Origin of the sequence: Bacillus cereus group sp. MYBK95-2 (assembly GCF_051915225.1) — a bacterium.
In the GTDB taxonomy this organism is placed as follows: domain Bacteria; phylum Bacillota; class Bacilli; order Bacillales; family Bacillaceae_G; genus Bacillus_A; species Bacillus_A cereus.
Genome location: NZ_JBQAEH010000006.1, coordinates 135,896 through 154,186, shown reverse-complemented (window position 1 = coordinate 154,186; position 18,291 = coordinate 135,896). Strand labels below are relative to the sequence as shown.

Here is an 18,291-nt window from a genome sequence, read left to right as displayed (position 1 = left end):
GGAAATAAAGAGAAACGTTAATAAATAAAAGAGACTGCCAATGGCAATCTCTTATTATTTATTAACGGAAAGAAGACACGTTGTTACCCATTTCTTCATAGTAATCTAAAATGCCTTGATAAATCGCTTCCGCTGCACGTTGTCTCCATTCTTCAGTAGCTAGTTTTTCACCTTCACCTTTAGCATCGATGAAACCTAGTTCAGCTAAAATAGCAGGCATTGTATTGTATTTCACTACATAGAAGTTTTCTGTCTTTACACCTCTATCATTTGATTGAAGTGCTTGTACTAAACGTTTTTGTACTTTTTCTGCTAGTACACGGCTTTCTTCTGAGTTTGGATTTGTTGCCGATCTGTAGTAGAACGTTTCTGTTCCTTCTACTTGTTCATTAAACCCGTTTGCATGAATACTTACGAAAATATCACCTTTATTTTCTTGTGCAAATTCTACACGTTTTTTCAAAGATTCACCAGGAGTATTTCCCGGACGCGTATCATCATTACGTGTTAATAAAACAGTAAATGGTGTCTTTTGTTCAAATAGTTTTTGTACACGTAAAGATGTATCTAATACAATAGCACTTTCATCCATTTTCACACCAGAATGCCCTGGATCAACTCCACCATGACCTGGATCAATGATAATCGCTTTTCCTTCTAAGAAATTCCCTTGCTTCACTGGATTTAATTGATTTTTATTAACCCATTGGAAACCAGCGCCCATGCGGATACGAATCCAGCTGCCGTTCTCTTCAATAACAGTTACTTGCTGTGCGTTATGTGTTCCCATTACTTTTGACGAAGAAGAAGCTTCTGCATAAGTAGTGAATCCTTCATTAATAACTTCTGTTTTCTCTACTAAAGGTGTCCATTTATCACCGTTACTTGTTGCAATTTTGATCCATCCATCTCGTTCTTCTTTAATTTCTACCGTTTGTGGATTATGCTGATTCGCACTAATCCCAGAACTTAATGATGGTGCGTGATATGTAATGAATTTTCTATCTATGTACATTTTCTTTGTTTCTACTGGACGATCACTATTCTTGCTAAATTTATCTGTTTGCGCAGTAAGCTGAGCTGCTTGTTCACGCGTAATAGAATCATTCGGTTTCCAGCCATTCTCTGTACCTAAAGAAAGTTTTAATTCTACTAAAATATTAACTTCTTCTTTACCCCAATGATTCTCTAAATCAGCGAATTTTGTAGGAACTGGTCCTGTTACTTTGCTCTTCAAATTATATGCTCTTACAAGCATAGCTGCCATTTCAGCACGAGTTACTTTTCCTTCAGGATCAAATACTCCTGGTTCTCGTCCCTTAATAATATTCTCTTTTTCCATGGCTGCAATAAATGAAGCTGCCCAACTATTTTTCGCATCATTATAAGACGGCTTTGCATTTGGATCTACTTTAGCACCAATTGCTGTTGCGATAATCTTTGCTGCCTGGGCACGTGTTAAATTTCCGTATGGCATAAAGTTACCATCTGGCATACCGTTAATTACATTTCTCTCTACTAAATAATAAATTGCGTCTTTCGACCACGCACTATCTGAAACATCAGGAAATTTCTTCGTTTCTGCTAAACTACTAATTGGATGTGCTAGTAAATTTGCTGCTAATAAACCTGCGGCTATTGCTTTGTACTTCATGAAAAATAAATCTCCTCTCAAAACTTCATATTCATACAATTTTTTTAATCAAGCTAACTAAAAAATATTAACTATTAATTAATTCCTTTCATAGTGTATAACATTATATATCTATAGTAAATACGTTTCCGGCCTTATAACAAAAATCGCATATATATAACTTATAATGAATGTATATAAAATAAAACTTTAATCAGCCCACAAATAGCGGGATAAAAAAACGATTAGGACATGTCTCCTAATCGCTTCGCCAAATAAAAAGCTGATTAAAAATATTATTTTTAATCAGCTCTCTACTATCTATGAAATTATTCTTCAATTAAATTAGACATTACATATGCATACACTAATGCTTCTGTATGCGCAATAGAACTTTCATGTGTACGTTCAAATGCGTGAGAAGAATCAATACCCGCTCCAATTAAAGCATGTTTCACATCAAATCCCGCGCGAATCGCAGCTGATGCATCAGATCCGTAGTATGGATAGATATCTACTTTATATTCAATATGATTCGTTTTCGCAAGCTCTACTAAATGTTTACGCAGTGCGTAATGATACGGGCCGCTAGAGTCTTTTGCACAAATAGATACTGTATATTCATCAGATGTTTGTCCATCACCTAACGCTCCCATATCAACTGCTAAGTATTCAACAGTTTCTTCTGGAATGTTAGAATTACCACCGTATCCAATCTCTTCATTATTAGAAATTAAGAAATGCGTCGTATATGGTAATGTTACGTTTTCATCTTGTAATCTTTTAATTAATTTTAATAAAATCGCAACACTTACTTTGTCATCTAAATGACGGGATTTTATGTATCCACTCTCTGTAATTTGAACACGCGGATCAAATGAAACGAAGTCTCCTACTTCAATTCCTAATTCGCGTACTTCATCAGTTGAAAATACGCGCTCATCAATACGAACTTCAATATTTTTCTCATCGCGTTTTGCTTCACCTGCATCTTTATATACATGTACAGATGTTTGATGCATTAAAATCGTTCCTGTATATGTCTTGCCACTTGCTGTTTCAATTTCGCAATATTCCCCTTCTACAGAGTTCCAGCGAAATCCACCAATCATAGAAAGACTCAGGCGACCATCAGGCTTAATTTCTTTCACCATCGCACCTAACGTATCAACGTGTGCCGTTAATAAGCGGTGCTGCGCATCATTCTTCCCTTTTACCGTTAAAATAAGAGCTCCCTTATTATTACGTTTCGTTTCTACGTTCCACTCACTGACATAGTTTTCAATGAAATTAATAATTTTTGCTGTATTTCCAGATGGACTCGGAATAGAGACAAGCTCCTTAATCAGTTCCATCGTTTCTTTCGTATGATGTGCCATTGTCGTTTCCTCCTCATTTTCTCTACTATTCAGTATACAAAATTCGCCAGAAAACCTCTACTTATATAGCTTAATTTTCTAAATTGTAGTAAAATTCTTTTTAGTATACAAAAGGAGTCCTGAAATATGAATATATCAAAAAAATATATACACATTGCACTCATTTGGTTTTTAGCATCATTATTTTGTTTACAAATCTCTTATGCCATTCATACTACTACTTCTATTACAATCGGCTGGATATTAACAGCTATCTTCTTCATTATTAGCTTCATTGCAACAAGAAAGCATAGCGTTACTCAGTAACGCTATGCTTTTCCTATAAAACTATTCTTCTGAAACATCTAATAAATAAATACCTCTTTCAAATCCACCGCGCTCTATCTCTTTTTGCTTACGAAGGCGTTCCACATCTTCAATCGACGCACCTTCTGCACGTGCTAATGAAATGATAACCTCTAGCGCATCTGCAAGAGAATCTAGTGCATGTTCGCGTTCTTTCATAGAAGCAAATTCACGAATTTCTTCCGTTCCAATTTTCGCTAAAGCTTGTATGTAGGCTTGACCTGTTAATTTTTGTGCTGTATACGTTTTTCCAGACATTAAAATCTTCTCTGGAACACGATCTCTTACTAACTTGTTATATGCTGACATCATTCATCCTCCTATATTTAATAACATCCGAGCTCTGCTTTATAGAAAAACCATTTTTTCTTCACGCATGCACTTAACATATCAATTCCTGATCCATGTGCTCTTACATGTGGAAAGAAATAGTGCTCTAAGTCTTCGTCCTTACCATATAGAGTTTGATACTCATCTGGAATCGCTTCTTTTTTCACATCTTTTTCTTTCGTCACCCCGTCAGAAAATGCAACACTTGGATGTCCCTCAAAAAACAACGCAGTCCGAACTGCCAAAGATGGTGTACTATGCAAAGCAGAATATGTAAGCAAAATAATAGTGATAACACCGATCATTTTCTTCATGTATTACTCCTAAAAAAAGTGCTAACACAATTATACTAAAATGTGTTAGCACTTTCTCCCCTTTATCCCGAATTAACGAGCTAATAATCAGTGAGGAATGGACAAACTTTATTCTCCTTTAAATGCTGGTAAACGTTTCTCTAAAAACGCAGCAATACCTTCTTTATGATCCGCTGTTTGTCTCATTGCATATTGACCACGCTTTTCTAATTGCAATGTTTGCTCTAAATTAGAACGATTTACTTCACATAAAATTTGCTTCGTTTGAATCATTGCTTTAATCGGCTTTTGTGACCATTCATTAATCTTCTGCTTCACAGCCGTTTGGAAATCTTCGCCGATTACTTCATCAATTAAGCCGATATCAAGCGCTTCTGTCGCTGATAATTTCTTACCTTCCCAAATAATTTGCTTCGTCATATTTTCACCGACACGCTTTTGAAGGAAGAAATGACCGCCTCCATCTGGAATTAAAGCGATTCCAATAAAGTTCATTGCAATAACAGATGATATATCCGCCATTACATAATCAGCTGTTAACGCAATACTTAATCCAAGACCTGCAGTTGGTCCATGAATTGCACTAATAACAAGCTTTGGCATCGTATATAATGTCACGACAACTTCAGAAATGGTATTCATAATACCATCAAACTTACTTTCATCATTACTTGAAAGCATCGATTTAATATCCCCACCCGCAGAAAAACCACGGCCGTTCCCGCATAACACAACGATATGCGCAGAACTTTCCGCTACTTCTTTCAACTTTTGTAATAACTCTTTTAAGGTCGGCTCATCCAACGCATTTAACACCTCTGGGCGATTGACCATAACCGTTGCAACGTGGCCTTCATATTTCACAACGACAGATTCTGTTTTACTTGTTATTTCCATTATATATACCCCTCTTTTCTCCATAAAGATTATACTTATATAATTATAGAAAACCACTGAAAAATCCTTCTTTTTTCTCAATTTTCTGTCTAATAATCTCGCAATTTGTACATATACCGTATAAAACATACAATTCCGTTGAAAAATATAGAAATTAAAGTCGGTTTATCCATGCTTTTCATCTATTTACCATTACAATGAAATGGTGTATTCTTAAGTTTGATAAAAAAACAAATATTGAAATTCATTCGCCTTACTATATAAAAAAGGCTTTATACCCATCTTTTGGGTGTTGTAATAAAGGAATGAAGAACTGGAGGAACATATGGTTAATAAGTTGAAACAAACGGATAACTACTTCCCACATTTCCTATTGCTATTCATTGTGTTTCAACCAATTTTAGATTTATTAACATCTTTTTCAATCTATATACTACACATGAGCGCAACAGTTGGAGTTGTAGTCCGTTTCGCCTTTATGCTTCTTGCATTAGGATACCTACTTCTTCATCACAAACAACAAGATGCGAAAAAGTACATCTTCTATTTATGTTTACTCGGAATCGCACTCGCAATCGGTCTTGTAAATAATATGATGGTTAAATCTCCAGTTTCATTTGGAGAAGAAGTTAAATTTATCTTAAAGAGCGTATATCCAATTGTGCTACTGTTTGGATATATTATCGCCTTTAAAGAGCTAAAAAATAAAGAGTATGTATTTCATAAAATCATTACATATTTCTTATATGCAACTTTAATTTTAAGCATCACAATGATTGTCGCAATGCAAACTGGAACGGATTTCCCAAGCTATCCGCACTCAAAAATCGGTTCAAGAGGTTGGTTCTTCGCTGGAAATGATTTAAGTTCTCTTTTCGCCATTATGTTCCCAATCATTGTCTTATATTCGATTCATAAAACAACTTCTTTCTCAAAAATATATTACTGGATTCCAACAATACTTGCGATGTATGCAAGTATTATGGTCGGAACGAAAGTCGGATATGGCGCAATTGTTATTACATTAGGCGTAGCACTTTTCTTCTCATTCATTGAATATATGATAAATCGTAAAAAAGAAGGAAAAGGATTCACACATATTGTAAATACCGTTGTTGCCGCTGTTATACTAGGAGGTTTAATTGCTCTTACACCACATACTCCTATCGCAAAAAATATGGGCATTCACATGCAAATATACGAATACAAAAAATCAGTACAAGAAGAGAAAGATCGAAAAGAAGGAAAAGTAATTAAAGAAGATCCAGAAGATGCAAAAAAACATGCAAAAGGTGAACTTACAGATTCTGAAGTAAAAAGTTTAATTTACAGCGATCGCGACAAATTCTTAAAAACATACAAACAGTACTATAAAGACGCACCGCTTTCACAAAAACTATTCGGAATGGGTTATGCTGGTAACTACACAGATAAAATTAAATTAATTGAAATGGACTTCCATGACCTATTTTTCGCATTTGGAATTGTCGGTTTCCTTATTTATTTAATACCGTTTCTATACTTTGGTATTAAATTATTCATCCGCATGATCACAAACTTTAAGAAAATCATGAGCGTAAAGTATATGCTATTAACGAGCACACTCATTCTATCACTTGGCATTGGCTTTATGTCTGGCCACGTATTAACAGCGCCAGCCGTTAGTATTTTCTTCGTTGTGATACTCGCTTATATCATTGTTGATTTTGAAATTGAATAAAAAGAAGGTGCTACGAAATATTAGTAGCACCTTCTTTTTTATTTAATTAATGTTTTACGTATTCTAAGCTTTCTTTTGCAATATACGCTTCTGTTACAGTAGGATTATCTGAAATAACTTTAACCCACGCTTTTCCATTTATTATTTCTTCACCAATAACTGTGACAACTACATTTGTATTTAAACGATACAGTCTCTCATTTGATATACTAGGATTCTTTTTCACTTCCACGTTATTCATCACACGTGCAAGTTTGTACTTGTTGTATTCTTTTTTACCTAAATAAGAATCAAAACGGTTCATATGCCCCGCTACTTTTTTACCCCAGTTCGCATCAGATGCATATTTCGCATTTAAACCAGCAGCTTTATCACCTGTATATGTTGCTGTATAACGCCAATGTCCTGGATTTAAATATCCTTCATTCATGTATAATTTTGCTGCATGTTCAATACAATCTTCTTTTGAATTGAATGCTTCTCCGTTACCATATGGACTATCGTCTGTTGCTTTTAAACCAAATAAATTATTTTTGTCTTTTGCAAGAGCGCTTGTTCCATAATAACTTTCATGAATTGCTAATGAATATAAGAATAATGCATTTACATTATACTTGCTTTCTACTTCTTTAAATTTCTTTCCTAAACCAATTAATGGAGAGTCTGGCTTAATCGATTTCACATAACTATCTAGTTGTTCAGCTGTATAATCTGTTTTCGAACGTAATGATAAATAATTGAAATATTGATAGAAAGTTTCGTCTCCAAATGTCTTTCCATCTACACTATACATTTGCTGTCCTTGCTTCATGAAAGAAGGTGCCACACCATATCTAAATTCTGTATATCCAGGTGAACTTGTATTATATGTATAATATTTATGGTATAAATATCCATCTGATTTCACATAATAAGACGACTGTTTCATTTCATTGGTAGGAATTAAAGTGATTTCATTCTTCTTCACATAACCTGTCAAACCAGAAAGTTGAACTTTCACACGATCTTCGCCAACTTCTAACACTTTCAATTCTGTTCCATACTGAATATACGTATATACTGTTGATAAATTCTCATCATAAATATTAATGATGTTTTGCCCAGTTATTCTTTTCGCACTTGCAAAACCATCTTTAATCCATAAAAATTCGTTCTCGTATTTTACCGCATTCATACCTTTATTTTGAGCAGCGGTAACCGCTTCTTTATACGTATTATAGCGCTCTACTTCTTGCTCTGTTCCGTTTTCTCTTACATTTGTCACGACATATTTCTTAGTTTCTACAGGATTGCTATTTCCGTTTTTTTCAATCGTCTGAAGCATGCGATCCAACATAGCTGAAGCCATCCCTCTTGTAGCTGATAAATGTGGTCTAAATGTATTATCTTCTGGATACCCTTTAATAATTTGAGTAGCCACCATAACTTGCACATGTTCTTTATAGTTAATACTATCTTTATCAGTAAAGGTAAGCGGACTTACAGCTACTTTAATATTTTTATAGTCTAACGCTCGCTTTACCATGATCGACATTTCTTCACGTGTAATCACATCATTTGGTGAGAACGTCTCGTTCGTACGACCATTAATAATTTTCGCTCCATATGCTCTACTTACACCATCATATAAACCGTAAGTCTTCGGCACATCCTCGAAATTCGAATCAGCTTTCGGTAAATTTAAAGCCCTCGCTATGAATGTAGCAAACTCTGCTCTTGTTACTAATTTATCAGGCGCATATACATTGTCTCCATACCCCATTAAAACTCCTTTAGTAATAAGTGAGCGCATATTCGTCTCAAACATATGTCCTGTAATATCATCATTTGCCGCATAACTTGAAATAGGAGTTAAAAGTAATGATCCCGTTAATGCCACTGCTGTTATACCTTTTGAAAAAGTCTTCAAGGTTATCCTCCTCGTAATCTACGAATTTATTATCACAAATTTGATTATATAATAATCACAATCATTTTAGCATAATAAATAGGAATTAAAATAAAACGTTTTTTAATTTGAATTTTCATTACATTCAAAACAAAATAAAAGACACTTTACTTTTTTAATAAAGTGCCTTTTTCCATATGATCAATGAGTTTCTTTGTTGCCTGTTTGCCTTGCAACCGAAGCTCATCTATTGTCAATTGTAACTCTTGCTGCACAGTTCCTTGTTGCATTAATTGCTTTTTCGCAATTTCATATAAATATTCAGCACTCCATTCGCCATCCACACTTCCTATAACTGGCTGATTCACTTGACTTAAAAACGAATCAATTTTCGGATCATATGAAATCCCGACCATTGGAGTTTTGGCTACAGCAGAAAAAACTAGTGCATGAAGACGCATACCAATTAGTAATGAACATTGTGATAAAATGAATATTTTCTCATCGATATCCATTTTATATGGAAGCATATACGTCTCTTCTCCCATTAAGTCTACTACTTCACGCGAAGCTTTTTGATCAAATGGCTCATGCATTGGAACAAATAGAATTTGGTATCCTTCTTGCTTTAATTTTTTTAATGCCGCAGCTAATTTTTTTATATAATCTTCTTTTGCATTCCAATAACGCACACTAACCGCGATTACTTTTCCATGTATCGAATGCTTTTGCAACCAATCCGATTGTTTTGTCCGTTTCCATGTTAAAACAGGGTCTGGAACAATTTCAATATCGTTTTTTATGCCAAGTTCTTTTAAATATAAAAACGAATCCTCATCTCGAACTGATACATAGGAAGCTTTTGACAAGTTCCATTTTACTAATAGACGATTATATCCTTTTGTAATTGGACCTATTCCTTGTGAATAAATATAATACGGCTTTTTTAATAATCGAGCGAGTCCCATAATACCCGTATAATATAGAATACTCTTCGTACTTGTCTGATCTTGAAGAAGGCTCCCGCCACCGCTAATAACTCCATCACTGTTTTTGATTGCATGATAAACAGCTTTTATATCCCAGCGATCTACCGATTCTACACCATACATTTCCTTTGTATATTTAGAATCATTTGATAGTACTACTAGTTCTATATCCGGGTTCTCTTTACTTAACGATTCAATAATTGATTGTAGAATCGCCTCGTCTCCAACATTATAAAAACCATAATATCCTGATAAGACTAAACGCACCCTAAATCTCCTCCAAAACTAGGTAACCGTTTATTTCATCTAACATAAACTAGTACCCATTCCTTACCTAAACACTTGATACCCTACATAGTTTCCTCTTTATCAGTTCATATGAATTATAATAAAAAATTAAATTTCTATATTTATCTTTTCAAAAATGGTATTTTGTTTATTGATATCCATTTTAATTTCAAAGCACATACACCATACAAAATGGTTGTAATACTTAATGCTATACCACTGAATAATAACGTCATAATTCTTGAAGATGTAATATTTATCACATTACATAGTTCATACAATCCTAGTCCCAAAATACATGCTATTGCTAGCACACCAAAAAAGCTTTTTAAATGAATAGAATAGGCAATATAGCTTCGAATATACAAATGATTTACAATACAAACCAATACGTAAGTAATGAATGTACTATACGCCGCTCCATCTATGCCAAACTTCTGCACGAACATTATGTTTAACACGACTTTCACACAACTCGCACCAATAACAATCCATGCAGCTTGTGCAGAACGGTTAATGCCCTGTAAAACACCTATTGATAATACCATAACCGCAGTAAAATACGAACTGCCAATCATAACTGTTAACATACTACTGCCTTTTACATCTGTGAACAATCCGACATTTAAAGGTACTGTTAATGCCATCAACCATATTGTTAACGGTGCTGTCAAAACATGCGCTAGTCGATTTGTATTTTGAATTGTTATTTTCGCCAAATTTATATCTCTTTTGGCCAATGCGGAAGTTAAGAGTGGTATTAACGGAAATACAATTGCGCTTGCAAAAATAACAATTATTTGCGTGAATGCAAAACCGCGACTGTATATTCCAAATTGTTCTTGAATTTCTGTTGATGATCCTTGTAATACATGCGGTATTGTAAGCGAGTCTACTAAATTTAAAAGTGGCATTGATAAAGCTCCAATAGCGATTGGGATCGATACCCGCAATATCTTTTTGCCGTTTTCTCTTAAATCTCGGAGCGAATAGGAATTGCTTTTATTGTAGTATGGACTTCTATTATATTTTATACGCAAATATATAAGCGAACTAATGACTCCAAGAAAAGAGCCAACCATCGCACCACTAGTAATAACAGTATTACTCTTATCCCATGATACTAGTATGTAAGCAATTATTAACATAAAAAACACACGTACAAATTGCTCAATGACCTGTGATACCCCTGTTGGTTTCATATCACCGAAACCTTGAAAATACCCTCTATACACCGCCATGTATGGCGCAATGAGTAACGCTAATGAAGTAATAAGCAACGGCATTCTAGTTTCTTGTCCACCAAGCATATTTGCAATTTCAATAGAAAATAATACAATGACTAAACAGCCGAAAACGCCAAATGCTATCCCAATAATTGACGCTGATTTAAATAATTTTGCAATTTCCTTTTGCTTATTTTTTTCGTTCAACTCTGCAATTAGTTTCGAAATTGCAAGTGGAACTCCGGCTACCGATAATGTAAGAGCAATCATATATACAGGAAAAACAAGGCGGAAAATACCGAGCACTTCATCTCCTGCAATATTTTGTAATGGAATTTGAAAAAAACTACCCAGCAATTTCGACAAAAAAGTTGTAATGGTTAAAATTGCTGCTCCTTTTACAAATGTTTTATTCATATTTTTTCTCTTTTCTTTTATACATATACTCTCAAACATATTGTTTTAAACGATAGGAATTCACTTTATCCCATTGGTTATCATAACAAATTTATTATAGGTTGAATACTTGGTTTTTTTTTCAAAATAGAAAAGAGAACCCATTTAAGCCTGTCTCTTCACAATATTTTTTCTAATTCCTTCCATTATGTATGTACACACTATAACCGTTTCTGTTACGAAAAAAGAGCCCTTCCTCCCTATCACTGCGATACATATTACTAAAAACATTATAAAAATATCCCACAACTCTACATTATAATTTATGTAAGATTGTGAGATATTCTAATTACCATCTAAACACTTAAGATTTTCAATTGCTCTTTCTGTTCATCGCTTGCCATTACTGCGATTGTTTTTTCAATACTCGGATGTACTTGCTCAAGCTTTACACTTGCTCCTACTTTATTTGATTGCTCAACAAAATTTAATAAGGCCATAGCTCCTGATACATCCATATAACGCACATCTTTCATACGTAAAATAACCGGTGACTTCACATCTTGTAAAGTAGAGAAAATACGATCTACTGATAGGAAAGAGAGCGGTCCTTGAATTGTGTACGTTTCTTCTTTTTCTTTTACGATAGAAGTTTTACGTTCTTTACATTTCACCATATATATGATGAACGAAAGAATAATACCGAATGCAACAGCAATCATTAAATCGAACTTCACCGTTACAATCATCGTTACGAGCATAACAACGACATCACCTTTAGGAGCGACATGCATCTTTTTCATGCTTCCCCAATCGAACATTCCAATACCAGTTAAAATTAAAATACCTGATAATACAGCAAGTGGAATATATTGTACGACCGAACCAAGACCCATAATAAAAATAAATAAGATAACACTATGCATACATGCCGAAAGTGCCGTTTTACCGCCACTTCTTATATTCACGATAGACCTTACAGTCGCACCTGCACCTGCTAATCCGCCAAACAATCCGCTCATCATATTACCGATACCTTGTCCGACCAGTTCTTTATTACTTTTATGACGTGTACCTGTCACATTATCCATTACGACCGAGGTTAACAACGAGTCAATCGATCCTAATAAAGCAATACTAAGCGCTGGCAAAATAAGTGCTGCTATTCCTGTTCCACTTAAAGATGGAATATGAAGCGTAGGCATCGCTTCTGGAATGGTTCCAATCTTTTCAATTACTTTATTTAGTGAAAGATTTCCGATAATCGGTAACTTTACTGTAAGTCCTTCGAGTAAGGAAGAAAATAAAGGAAGCAAAGCTGTCACACCGACTAGTGCTACTAAACTAGACGGAATCGCCTTAATCCATTTACCAGAAACAATCATTACAATAATCGTTAACACAACAAGTAAAAAACTATTTTGTACGTGCTTTATTTCGCCTAAAATAATGATTAATGCAATACCATTCATAAATCCCGAAACGACAGGATACGGAATATATCGAACGTAAGAACCGAGCTTACATACACCGAATAAAATTTGAAATAACCCTGCCATCATAAAGGCAATAAAACTTGCCTCTAACCCGTGCGTCGCAATAACTCCTGTTGCAATAACGGTAATTGGTCCAGTTGGCCCTGTTACTTGCCCAGGTGTCCCGCCAAATAACGCTGCGAATAAACCTGCAAAAATCGCACCATACAATCCAACAAGCGCTCCCTCAGACGTTCCTGTCGCGGCAATACCAAATGCAATCGCAAGTGGTAACGCAACAATCGCAACAGTAAATCCTGCTAAACATTCCTTTGCTATTTTTTGAAACATAAAAAAAACCACCTTTGTATAAAGTCCATGTTCCATTGTACACCTAAAAAGATACATTCGTTAGCTCACTTTTTACATTCTCGTGACGTAAACGTATTCAATGAAAAGTTTCCCCCTTATCTTTGGAAACAATTGCAACTATGCTATAATGAACAAATTAAATCTTTTACTATATACTTGGAGGCACTATGCTAACTTTTGAAGAAAAATTATCGATTATTGAATCTTTCCCAGAACTAGAAAGAAAGAACGTATCATTAAAACGTGTAAACTTCCACTTTGAAGAAAGTCGTTTAGATAAAAAGAACGTTGTATTTCATTTACACCCAAATGGAAATGGATTTGTATATGCAAGCGGTATTAAAGGTTATAAAACAGATGATAAAGGCATGGTTAACATCCGTGAGTTTTCAGCAGAGGAGTTACGTTCAGTAATTGAGAAATCAATTGACCTTCTATCACAAGAAGAAGTAGTAGCACCTGTAGAACCTGCGAAAGAAGAAGAATGGCAGAACGAAGATGGTCATATTCTTACTCTTATTTCAGAGGATGACATGTGGAACGTGTACGCTGGTGTAAACTTAGACGGTACATTCAACTCTTATCCAGAAGCTGCGGAATACCTTGATGAAGAAGGCTTTTCACGCAAATAAAAATAGAAACCTATTTCATTCAACGACTTTTATAGTAATCAAAGAAGACACTTAAGGTGTCTTTTTTTGTTATATAAACTCCTTTCTCACACTATCTCTATTAATTTTCATAAAATGATTCAGAGGAGGTTTATATGAATACAACTGCTAAATTAATAAATTGGAAAGAACATGGCGATATGATTATTCTAGAATGTGAATTAAATGGAAAACGCTTCGAGATATCAACATATAAACAACGAATATATAATGCACACCTTTTATCAGCTGACGTTTATATTCGTTTAGACTCATCTGATAATATAATTGGAATAAATATTTATAAAAAGTAAGAAAAGCCCCCTATTCCATAGGCGGGCTTTATCTTTATTACACAACATCAGAGTATACTCTCTTTTTTCATACAGTTTATGTAATTATACATATTCATCAAAAAATACACTGAATGAATATTACATGTAGTAAAATATAACTTGTGGGCACGTTCTATAAAGCAGATTCTTTTAAAAGGCGTAACATATCAATTATTATAGGGGATGTGGCGTCACTTCGATATTGATCTCAAATCTCTTGTCTTTTGTGAACTAACAATCTAGTGTATATAGACGATTCTGCTTTATAGTGTGTGTTTACACTCATAACAAAGGGGTAATGGTAATACGGATAGATTCCGATTCGTATGAAATGAAATGGTTCAAGTCGGAGAAAGGCACCTTAGGGTGTCTTTTCTTTTTGTATTACATCCACTTTGTGTTTCCACCTTATTTCAAATGCGCTAATTAACCTTCACCAAGAAAAAATGAGAATTAACAAAGATATTGTTTCTTCTGTTTAATACAGAAAAATGCAGGATACCCCATAGATATGGGGTATCCTGCATTTTCTATTTTTTCGCACCTTTCAACGACTCCCTCAGTACAAACTTCTGCAACTTCCCGCTCGCATTACGAGGGAGTTCATCTACAAATAAATAATGACGCGGACGTTTATAATCTGCTAGTTCATCACTTTCTTTGCAATACGTTTCTAAATCAGCTTCTGTTATTGTTTCATCTTTCTTCACAATAACTGCCACAACACGCTCTCCCCATAATTCATCTGGCTCACCAAGTACCGCCACATCTAATATACCTGGATGACTATGAAGGAAATCTTCAATTTCACGAGGATAAATATTTACGCCACCGCTAATTACCATATCATCAACGCGATCAGCAACGAATAAATAACCGTCTTTATCAAAATAGCCTAGATCACCAGAATGATACCATCCTTTATACATCGATTTTTTATTCGCTTCTTCACGATTATGATAGCCAGCCATCATAGTTGGGCCGCGTAAAATAATTTCTCCCACTTCATAAGGAGGTAATACATCATCTGGTTCTGCCGGTGCATCCTCGTTCGGTTTCACAATACGAACTTCATGGCTAAAACATGGCGTGCCTGCTGAACCAGCTTTCGTAATTTGATCCTCCTCTACCAGAAATGCAACAACTGGCCCCATTTCTGTCATTCCGTATATTTGAACAAGATCAATATAAAGACGTTCTTTACATTCCTTCACTAACGCCGGTGCCATTGCTGCTCCGCCATATATACCGATTTTCATTGACGTTAAATCATACTGAGCTAAATCTTTTTGCAACAACATATTCCACATCGTCGGCGCTGCAAAGAACGTCGTAATCTTTTCTTCTTGAATCGTATGTAATACTGTTTCTGTATCAAAATGATGCAAAATAACATTCTTTCCGCCAACTTGAATGCGTGGTATGATTCCGGCATTTAATTCACCACAGTGATATAAAGGTGCAACAACAAGCCCAACGCTATCTCTATTATATTTTAGGAAATACGTACAAATCATACTATGCTCAGCCATTTCACGATGGCGATGTAACACGCCTTTCGGATGACCTGTCGTACCGCTCGTATACAGCATAGAACAATAATCCATTTCATCAATTTCGATATTTACTTTCTCAGAAGATGCTTCATTCACTTTTTCATGGTAGGAACTTGCATAGGAAGGTTTATCGTTTTCTATAGACCAAAAAGATGTATTTGGAAAATCTCTTTCAATTATAGCAACAGTTGACTCAACTGCTTTTTCAAAGACAACGACTTTCGAGGATGCGTCCTGAAGAATATAAGATACTTCTTTTGCTTTTAAGCGGAAATTAATCGGGTTAAAGATCGCTCCAATTTTCGCACAGGCTAAGTAAACGTTTACAAATTCATGGCAATTATATAAGTAAACAGATACCGTATCTCCCTTTCTTACCCCTTCTTCTAATAGAGCGTGCGCTGTTTTATTTATTTGTTCATCCCACTGTTTATACGTCCAGCGAATATTTTTTTCAGGTTCCACTAACGCCTCTTTATTTGGATACTTACCAACTGATAAATCAAAAATTCTCCCTATCGTCATATACATGCCAACAATTTCCCCCTTTTCTCTTTCATAAATCTATCATTTCGTCCATAAGTAGACATTGTCCTCTAATGATGTGACTAATTTTTCTGATTATTATCGACATAGTTTTACATACGGTACCGCTAGACGGTAAATGAAATTATATCGGAGATTTTCCAGATATATCGACCGTAACTTGAAATATATCAACCACAACTCAATTTATATCAGCGATTTTTCGAATATATCGACTTACCGACAAAAACTGATAAGATATAATCGGACCGCCCGTTACTGCAGGATAAAAAAGAGGTTGTTCCGACTCGGAACAACCTCTTTCTTCTTATGCAAATAGCTCTTCTAAAATTTTCAGTTTATCTTCTGTATATTTCACAAAGCCATCATTATATGATTTTGGATCTTTCGGATTCGCAAAGTGCGTAATTGCTCCCGTCTTCGGATGAACAAATTTACTTGATGCACCACAACCAAGTCCGATAATTGATTGTACTTCTTCCATAATGACAATGTTGTAAATACTTTCTTGCGTCGGCATTGCATAACCAACGTTCTCTAAGTTACCTAAAATATTCTTTTGACGATATAGGTAATATGGTACGTAATTATGCTTTTGCGTCCACTCTTCTGCTTCGTGCATCATCGCTGTAATTTCTTCGCGACCAGCTACTTTATATTTACGTTTGTTTTGCGTCATTTCAGAAGCACGTTTGAATGATAACGTATGAACTGTTAATGATTCTGGCATTAACTTTTCTGTTTCATCTAACGTATGCTTGAAGATATCTAACCCTTCACCAGGAAGACCAATAATTAAGTCCATATTAATATTGTTCATTCCCATTTCACGAGCTAAATGGTATTTCTCAATTGTTTCTTCTACAGTATGATGACGTCCAATTGCTTTTAGTGTCTCTTGATGGTATGACTGCGGATTAATACTAATACGGTCAATATTCCATTTATTTAACACTTCTAGCTTTGCTGGCGTAATTGTATCTGGGCGACCTGCCTCAACTGTTACTTCACGCACATTTTTCACATCTGGGAACGCTTCATACATTTCTTCATACAGCATATCCATCTCTTCTGCTGTAATACTTGTAGGTGTACCGCCGCCGTAATAAATCGTCGTAACTTTTACACCTTTTTCTTTTAAAAACTTACCAATTTCACGAACTTCATAATGTAAACCACCTAAGAACGAATCAACAGATCCTTGGCGTCCATTAATTGCATAAGCCGGGAATGTACAATATGCACATTTCGTTGGGCAGAACGGAATACCGATATAAATACTTACTTCTTCTTTCAAACGGTATAAATCCGGAACAACTGCTAATTGGCAATCAACAATGCGCTGAAGAAGTTCAATTTTCTCTTCATGAATTAAATAACTTTCACGAAGTTCTTGATGGGCTTCTTCTTTTGACATACCATTTTGAAGCATTTTGTGAAGAAGTTTCGTCGGACGTACTCCCGTTAAAATACCCCAGCTTTGTTCAATACCAGTTAACTGCTGAAGAACAGAAAGATATACATAAGAAACAACGTGTTTCACTTGCTTCATACGCTCTTTTTCATCTGTAAAAGCAGATAAATCTTTTGCGAATGTTTCTTCATACACATTTCCAGTCGCAACATCTGTTAAACGAGCAGATGCTTTCACATTCTCTTCAATGTGTATATCAACGATCAGATTCGCTTCCTCTTGTTCAAATCCAATCGTACTATCTTCAAAAAATAAGCCGCCAATATTTTGTAGCGGACGTAAAAAACGATCATCTTGTAACGTTTTAATTGAAATTAACAACATTATCACCTTTTCATTTGCAAACTCTCTTTAGTTTACTTGAAGGGCGTTTACAGGTCAATACAGAAGGTTTTACCTGTTTCTCTTACATTTTTTCAAATAATTCTTTTTATGAATATCGCTCATGTATATAGACATCATCATTTTCTCTTGTTAA

At 35.0% G+C, this 18,291-nt stretch carries 15 protein-coding genes; 4 read left to right on the top strand and 11 right to left on the bottom strand.

All coding sequences use genetic code 11. The features are described 5' to 3' along the window. Window positions 1–61: 61 nt before the first annotated feature. The gene (locus ACTFN4_RS20175; RefSeq protein ID WP_000875341.1) at window positions 62–1,654 is read right to left on the bottom strand and encodes an N-acetylmuramoyl-L-alanine amidase; all 1,593 of its coding nucleotides are present in this window, start codon (window positions 1,652–1,654) and stop codon (window positions 62–64) included. Window positions 1,655–1,962: 308 nt separating this feature from the next. Then, the gene (locus ACTFN4_RS20170) at window positions 1,963–3,012 is read right to left on the bottom strand and encodes a M42 family metallopeptidase (protein ID WP_439962703.1); all 1,050 of its coding nucleotides are present in this window, start codon (window positions 3,010–3,012) and stop codon (window positions 1,963–1,965) included. Window positions 3,013–3,138: 126 nt separating this feature from the next. On the opposite strand from ACTFN4_RS20170, the gene ACTFN4_RS20165 reads away from it, so the two are divergent. Further along, on the top strand, window positions 3,139–3,318 hold the full coding sequence (locus ACTFN4_RS20165; protein ID WP_001027085.1) for a hypothetical protein: 180 nt from the start codon (window positions 3,139–3,141) through the stop codon (window positions 3,316–3,318). Window positions 3,319–3,339: 21 nt separating this feature from the next. Here the strand turns inward: ACTFN4_RS20165 and ACTFN4_RS20160 are convergent, their stop codons facing one another. The 3 genes from ACTFN4_RS20160 to ACTFN4_RS20150 form a co-directional block, all read right to left on the bottom strand. Next, window positions 3,340–3,666 (bottom strand): nucleoside triphosphate pyrophosphohydrolase, encoded by a 327-nt coding sequence (locus ACTFN4_RS20160; protein WP_001277350.1) that lies wholly within the window; start codon window positions 3,664–3,666, stop codon window positions 3,340–3,342. Between the two features lie 17 nt (window positions 3,667–3,683). Further along, on the bottom strand, window positions 3,684–4,001 hold the full coding sequence (locus ACTFN4_RS20155; protein WP_000738198.1) for a hypothetical protein: 318 nt from the start codon (window positions 3,999–4,001) through the stop codon (window positions 3,684–3,686). Window positions 4,002–4,109: 108 nt separating this feature from the next. Beyond that, window positions 4,110–4,922 carry an enoyl-CoA hydratase gene (locus tag ACTFN4_RS20150; protein WP_001999174.1) on the bottom strand — a complete coding sequence of 271 codons (813 nt, stop codon included), beginning with the start codon at window positions 4,920–4,922 and terminating at the stop codon, window positions 4,110–4,112. A 301-nt stretch (window positions 4,923–5,223) separates the two neighbouring features. On the opposite strand from ACTFN4_RS20150, the gene ACTFN4_RS20145 reads away from it, so the two are divergent. Further along, the gene (locus ACTFN4_RS20145) at window positions 5,224–6,618 is read left to right on the top strand and encodes an O-antigen ligase family protein (protein WP_439962702.1); all 1,395 of its coding nucleotides are present in this window, start codon (window positions 5,224–5,226) and stop codon (window positions 6,616–6,618) included. 46 nt (window positions 6,619–6,664) lie between these two features. Here ACTFN4_RS20145 and ACTFN4_RS20140 read toward each other — a convergent pair whose 3' ends face one another. The 4 genes from ACTFN4_RS20140 to ACTFN4_RS20125 form a co-directional block, all read right to left on the bottom strand. Further along, the gene (locus ACTFN4_RS20140; RefSeq protein WP_137026071.1) at window positions 6,665–8,527 is read right to left on the bottom strand and encodes an S-layer homology domain-containing protein; all 1,863 of its coding nucleotides are present in this window, start codon (window positions 8,525–8,527) and stop codon (window positions 6,665–6,667) included. 146 nt (window positions 8,528–8,673) lie between these two features. After that, a complete protein-coding gene (gene csaB / locus ACTFN4_RS20135; RefSeq protein WP_001241591.1) occupies window positions 8,674–9,762 on the bottom strand; it encodes a polysaccharide pyruvyl transferase CsaB in 1,089 nt (362 codons plus the stop codon). Between the two features lie 143 nt (window positions 9,763–9,905). Next, complete coding sequence (locus ACTFN4_RS20130; protein WP_001044001.1) at window positions 9,906–11,426, bottom strand: putative polysaccharide biosynthesis protein; 1,521 nt, start codon at window positions 11,424–11,426, stop codon at window positions 9,906–9,908. A gap of 335 nt (window positions 11,427–11,761) precedes the next feature. Continuing rightward, complete coding sequence (locus tag ACTFN4_RS20125; protein ID WP_000486653.1) at window positions 11,762–13,231, bottom strand: SulP family inorganic anion transporter; 1,470 nt, start codon at window positions 13,229–13,231, stop codon at window positions 11,762–11,764. 188 nt (window positions 13,232–13,419) lie between these two features. Between ACTFN4_RS20125 and ACTFN4_RS20120 the strand changes: the two genes are divergently transcribed. Continuing rightward, complete coding sequence (locus ACTFN4_RS20120) at window positions 13,420–13,884, top strand: hypothetical protein (RefSeq protein WP_000954998.1); 465 nt, start codon at window positions 13,420–13,422, stop codon at window positions 13,882–13,884. A 134-nt stretch (window positions 13,885–14,018) separates the two neighbouring features. Further along, window positions 14,019–14,216: a hypothetical protein gene (locus ACTFN4_RS20115; protein WP_001098258.1), complete on the top strand. Its 198-nt coding sequence runs from the start codon at window positions 14,019–14,021 to the stop codon at window positions 14,214–14,216. A gap of 551 nt (window positions 14,217–14,767) precedes the next feature. On the opposite strand, the gene ACTFN4_RS20110 is transcribed toward ACTFN4_RS20115, so the two are convergent. Both ACTFN4_RS20110 and ACTFN4_RS20105 read right to left on the bottom strand, forming a co-directional pair. After that, window positions 14,768–16,324, bottom strand: a complete 1,557-nt coding sequence (locus ACTFN4_RS20110; protein ID WP_000281991.1) for a fatty acid--CoA ligase — start codon at window positions 16,322–16,324, stop codon at window positions 14,768–14,770. A 322-nt stretch (window positions 16,325–16,646) separates the two neighbouring features. After that, the gene (locus ACTFN4_RS20105; protein WP_001998823.1) at window positions 16,647–18,137 is read right to left on the bottom strand and encodes a coproporphyrinogen III oxidase; all 1,491 of its coding nucleotides are present in this window, start codon (window positions 18,135–18,137) and stop codon (window positions 16,647–16,649) included. Window positions 18,138–18,291 lie beyond the last annotated feature (154 nt).